This window comes from Variovorax sp. 20P10.2.4, assembly GCF_058244205.1.
The window spans coordinates 1-4,879 of the sequence record NZ_JBZAYE010000545.1; the positions used below are offsets into that span (position 1 = coordinate 1).

At 69.7% G+C, this 4,879-nt stretch carries 5 protein-coding genes; 2 read left to right on the forward strand and 3 right to left on the reverse strand.

Going from position 1 to position 4,879, the window contains the following annotated elements; genetic code table 11:
• On the reverse strand, positions 1-610 hold a 610-nt coding region (locus AC27VN_RS32550), incomplete at its 3' end, for an MFS transporter (protein WP_490879236.1).
• A gap of 156 nt (positions 611-766) precedes the next feature.
• Between AC27VN_RS32550 and AC27VN_RS32555 the strand changes: the two genes are divergently transcribed.
• On the forward strand, positions 767-2,161 hold the full coding sequence (locus tag AC27VN_RS32555) for a zinc-binding metallopeptidase family protein (RefSeq protein ID WP_490879237.1): 1,395 nt from the start codon (positions 767-769) through the stop codon (positions 2,159-2,161).
• On the opposite strand, the gene AC27VN_RS32560 is transcribed toward AC27VN_RS32555, so the two are convergent.
• Both AC27VN_RS32560 and AC27VN_RS32565 read right to left on the reverse strand, forming a co-directional pair.
• The gene (locus tag AC27VN_RS32560) at positions 2,149-2,370 is read right to left on the reverse strand and encodes a cysteine-rich CWC family protein (RefSeq protein ID WP_490879238.1); all 222 of its coding nucleotides are present in this window, start codon (positions 2,368-2,370) and stop codon (positions 2,149-2,151) included. The two genes, AC27VN_RS32555 and AC27VN_RS32560, sit on opposite strands and share 13 nt — an antisense overlap.
• On the reverse strand, positions 2,370-3,632 hold the full coding sequence (locus tag AC27VN_RS32565; RefSeq protein WP_490879239.1) for a 6-phosphofructokinase: 1,263 nt from the start codon (positions 3,630-3,632) through the stop codon (positions 2,370-2,372). Before AC27VN_RS32565 ends, AC27VN_RS32560 begins: the two co-directional genes overlap by 1 nt.
• 200 nt (positions 3,633-3,832) lie before the next feature.
• Between AC27VN_RS32565 and AC27VN_RS32570 the strand changes: the two genes are divergently transcribed.
• Complete coding sequence (locus tag AC27VN_RS32570) at positions 3,833-4,744, forward strand: DUF4261 domain-containing protein (RefSeq protein WP_490879240.1); 912 nt, start codon at positions 3,833-3,835, stop codon at positions 4,742-4,744.
• The last annotated feature ends 135 nt before the right edge of the window (positions 4,745-4,879 follow it).

Genomic DNA, 4,879 nt, shown 5'->3' on the forward strand with positions numbered 1-4,879 from the left:
AGGCCAGCCACAGCGAAGCGAGGCAGAACGGCACCACCATGTAGAAGATCGAGCGCCAGCCGAACAGGTCGACCAGCACGCCGCCGATGCTCGGGCCGATGGCCGGCGCCAGCACCACGCCCATGCCGAAGATGCCGCTCGCGCGACCCTGCTCGTGGGGCTCGAAGGCGCGCAGGATGATGATCGCGGGGATCGGCTGCACCACGCCCGCGGCCAGGCCCTCGGCCACGCGCGCCAGCAGCACCAGCGAAAAATCGTTGGCCATGCCGCCCGCGACGCCGCCGGCCAGCAGCAGCAGCATCGTGCCCACGTAGGTGCGCCGGTAGCCGTAGCGCGCCAGCAGCCAGGGCGTGGTGAGCATCGAGACCGTCATCGCCACCATGAAGCCCGAGCTCACCCACTGGGCGCGCTCCTGGCCCAGCGAGAAGTGGTGGCTCATGCCGGGGATCGCCACGTTGACGATGGTCGAGGACATGATCGAGGCCATCGTGCCCACCATCACCGACAGCAGCAGGTACCAGCGGTAGCGTTCGCCGTAGCGCGCGCGCAGCGGGCCCATGGTGGGGGTCGGGGCCGGCGTGGCGGCTTCGGGCGTCTCGTGGTGGGTCATCGGCGGTGGGGAGCGGCGGGCGTGAAGGTCGGCGATGCCGGGCCCGTCGTCCTACAAGCATATCGGGCTTTGCGCGGCGGGCCGCATCGAAGGCGGCTCCACAATGCCCGGGCTGTCCCGCATCCGACCCTCCGCCGACATTACGCAAAGACGACCATGGATCACTCTCCCCCCGCGACGAACGACGAAACGACGCCCGAGTTCGCCGAGGGCGCGACCACCCTGGCCGCCGAGCTCGCCGCGCCCACCGTCACGCGCGCCTACCGCTGCCAGTGCGGCCGGCCCGTGTTCCTGCGCAACAGCGAATGCCTGGCCTGCCACACGCCGCTGGGCTACGTGGAAGACAGCCTCGGCGTGGTGCCGCTCGCGCCCGCCGTGGCCGAGGACGCCAACGGCAATGCCGTCGCCGAGCCCGACAGCTACACCATCTTCGGCGACCCGCAGGGCCCGACCTACCGCCGCTGCGCCAACCTGATGACACCCGCGGCCTGCAACTGGATGGTGCCGGTGGCGCGCCCGGGCCAGACCCTTGCGCCCGACACGCACGGCCTCGCGCCCGGCTACTGCCTGGCCTGCAGCGTCACGCGCACCATTCCCGATCTCTCGGTGGCCGGCAACGACGAACTCTGGCGCAAGCTCGAGCAGGCCAAGCGGCGCCTGATCTCGCAGCTGCTCGCGCTGCGGCTGCCGGTGGTGAGCCGCCATGCCGATCCGGTGCACGGCCTGGCCTTCGACTTCCTGAGCAACGTGCCGGGCGGCCCGCACGTGATGACCGGCCACGACACCGGCATCATCACCCTCAATGCCGAGGAGGCCGAGGACGCGGTGCGCGAGCGCATCCGCACCGAGATGCGCGAGCCCTACCGCACGCTGGTGGGCCACTTCCGCCACGAGATCGGCCACTACTACTGGGACCTGCTGGTGCTGCCCTCGGCCTGGCTCGAGGACTTCCGCACGCTGTTCGGCGACGAGCGCGCCGACTACGGCGCCGCGCTGCAGCAGCACTACAACCAGGGCCCGCCGCCCGACTGGGCGCAGCGCCTCGTGAGCAGCTACGCCAGCATGCATCCGTGGGAGGACTGGGCCGAGACCTGGGCCCACTACCTGCACATGGCCGACTCGGCCGACACCGCGATGAGCTTCGGCGTCGATGCCACCAACGTCGAACTCACGAGCGACCTGTTCACGCCCGAGGACCTGTGGCGGCCCGAGCATCCCGAGGCCGCGAAATTTCTCGACTTCATCAACAGCTGGGTGCGGCTGACCAACGTGCTCAACGAGCTGTCGCGCAGCATGGGCCAGCCCGACTTCTATCCCTTCGTGCTGCCGCGCACTGCCGTCGGCAAGCTGCAGTTCATCCACTGCGTGGTGACCGAACTGCGCGGCGACGGCGGGCCTTCGCTGGTGACGGCGCAGGACGTGGAGGCGGCGGCCGAGGCCGCTGCGGAAGCGCAGGAGCAGGGACAGGAGCAGACGCAGGTGCAGGGACAGCAGCAGTCGCAAGGGCAGACGGCTGAGGCGCCGGCCCAGCCCGTGGTTCAGTCGCCCTGAGCGCCCGCCGCGCAGCGCGCGCAGATGCAGGCCTGGCCGCGCAGCGCCTCGGGCAGGCGCTCGAGCGGCGCCAGCGAGAAATCCACCGCCATGCACCAGCACGGCGGCTGCGGCTGGCCGGTCTCGCGCTCGATCTCCATCGCGCAGCGGTTCGCCTCGCCGCACAGCGGGCAGCGCGTGGCGTCGAGCGCCTGCACCATGTTCGCCATCACGCGAGCTCGAACGGCGGCAGCTTCTTCGGCACCGCCACGTTGTTGAGCGTGGCATAGACCGGCAGGCCGCCGCGGTAGGCCGGGTAGTCCTCGCCCTCGATCAGCGGCAGCAGATAGCGCCGGCATTTCTCGGTGATGCCATAGCCGTCGTCGGAGATGAAGTCGCGCGGCATCGGCTTCTCGACATTGGCCACCGAGGCCAGAGGCGCGCTGCCGATGGCGTAGGCATAGGGCAGGTCGCTGGTGCGCTCGATCGTCGGCATCACCGCGTTGTGGCCCTCGAGCGCGAGCTCGACCGCGCGCTGCCCGAGTTCGTAGGCCTGGCGCACGTCGGTGGCCGAGGCGATGTGGCGCGCCGCGCGCTGCAGGTAGTCGGCCACCGCCCAGTGGAACTTGTGGCCCAGCGCGTCCTTCACCATCTGCGCCACCACGGGCGCGGCGCCGCCGAGCTGCGCATGGCCGAAGGCGTCGCGCGTGCCCTGTTCGGCGAGGAAGGTGCCGTCGGGATGGTGGCAGCCCTCGGACACCACCACCGAGCAGTAGCCGTGCCGTTTCACCAGCGCATCGACGCGCGCGAGGAAGCGTGTCTGGTCGAACTCGATCTCGGGGAACAGCACCACCACCGGAATGCCCTGGTCGGCCACGAGCCCGCCGGCCGCCGCGATCCAGCCCGCGTGCCGGCCCATCACCTCGAGCACGAACACCTTGGTCGAGGTGGCGGCCATCGAGCGCACGTCGAACGAGGCCTCGAGCGTGGACACCGCCACGTACTTCGCGACCGAGCCGAAGCCCGGGCAGCAGTCGGTCAGCGGCAGGTCGTTGTCGATGGTCTTGGGCACGTGGATGGCCTGCAGCGCATAGCCCATCGACTGCGAGAGCTGGCTCACCTTGAAGCAGGTGTCGGCCGAATCGCCGCCGCCGTTGTAGAAGAAGTAGCCGATGCCGTGCGCCTTGAAGACCTCGATCAGCCGCTCGTACTCGCGCCGGTTCTTCTCGAGCGACTTGAGCTTGTAGCGGCAGGAGCCGAAGGCGCCCGCGGGCGTGCTGCGCAGCGCGGCGATGGCCTCGGCCGGCTCGGCGCCGGTGTCGATCAGGTCCTCGGTCAGCGCGCCGATGATGCCGTTGCGACCGGCATAGACCCGGCCGATGCGCTCGGGATGACGGCGCGCCGTCTCGATCACGCCGCAGGCCGAGGCATTGATGACCGAGGTGACGCCGCCCGACTGGGCGTAGAAGGCATTGGTGGGGTTCGTGGGCATGCGGGGTTCCTTCGCGCGGAGAGGAGAGAGGCATTCTGGCGCAGTCGCCGTCGGGCGGCCAACCGGCACGTGTCGTCACCGTCCGCGATTACAGTGCGTCGTGCAGCCACGCACCCTACGCCGCGTGCATGAAAGCGTCGTGCATCGCCTCGCGTCGCTGCCCATCTTGTTGCACACCTGACCCTGCCTGGAGTTCATGCATGAGCATCTTTTCTCGCTTCTTCGGCCGCAAGAGCGAGTCCGCCGACGCCGATGACGCCCATGACGTCGGCGCGCTGGCGGCGAATCCCGACATCGAGAACCCCGTTGCGCTGACCGTGGTGTTCGCGCAGCCGCTGCAGCTCGACATCGCCGCGTTCGGCCAGGCACTGCGCGGCTTCCATGCCTCGACCGCCGATGCGCGCAGCGAGATCTCTCCCGATCCCGGTCCCTTCATCGCGCTGGCGGGCTGGAAGAAGCACGTGGTGCGCATGGTCGGCTTCGACGCGCCGATGCAGGCCGAGGCGCTCGAGAACTGCGTGGCGCCCGCGCACTATCCGCAAGCGCTGAAGGCGCAGGTGCGCGCGCACCGGGGCCATGTGATCCTCTACTACGGGGGGTACGAGGCCTCGGTGCTCGAGCAGTACGTGGCGCTCGCGACCGTGGCCGGCGCGCTGGCCCGGCTCGGCGCGCTCGCGGTGCTCAATGAAGCGGCACGCACCTCGCTGCCCGCGGCGGTGTTCGATGCCGAGGTCGAGGGCGATCGCATCGAGTTGCTGCGCTACCTGGACCTGACCGCGCTGTATTGCGGCTTCGTCAAGTACGAGGTCGAGGGCGTGCAGGGTGTGTGGATGCGCACCTATGGCGCAGATCGCTTCGGCCACGCCGACCTCGCCGTGCTGGCCGAAGGCCATCATGAGGGCGAGATCTACTTCCAGATGTTCAGCAACGTGCTGCGGTATCTGATCGACAGCGGCGCCGAGCTGGGCGCGGGCCATACCATGCAGGCCGACAAGAACAGCTTCCTGCGGCTGCGCGCGCCCTTGGCAACCGAGTACTTCCTCGACGGTCCCGGTCCGGTGCTGGTGGTCGAGGTGATCGGCGCGGACGAGATCAACCAGCGGCCGCACTGAGGCGCGCCGCTCAGCGCCCCGGAAACTCCGGCGCGCGCTTCTGCAGGAACGCGCTCACGCCTTCGCGAAAGGTCGCTCGCTCGATCAGCTCGCGCTGGCGTTCGCTCTCGTAGTGCAGCTGCTCGGGCAGCGTGT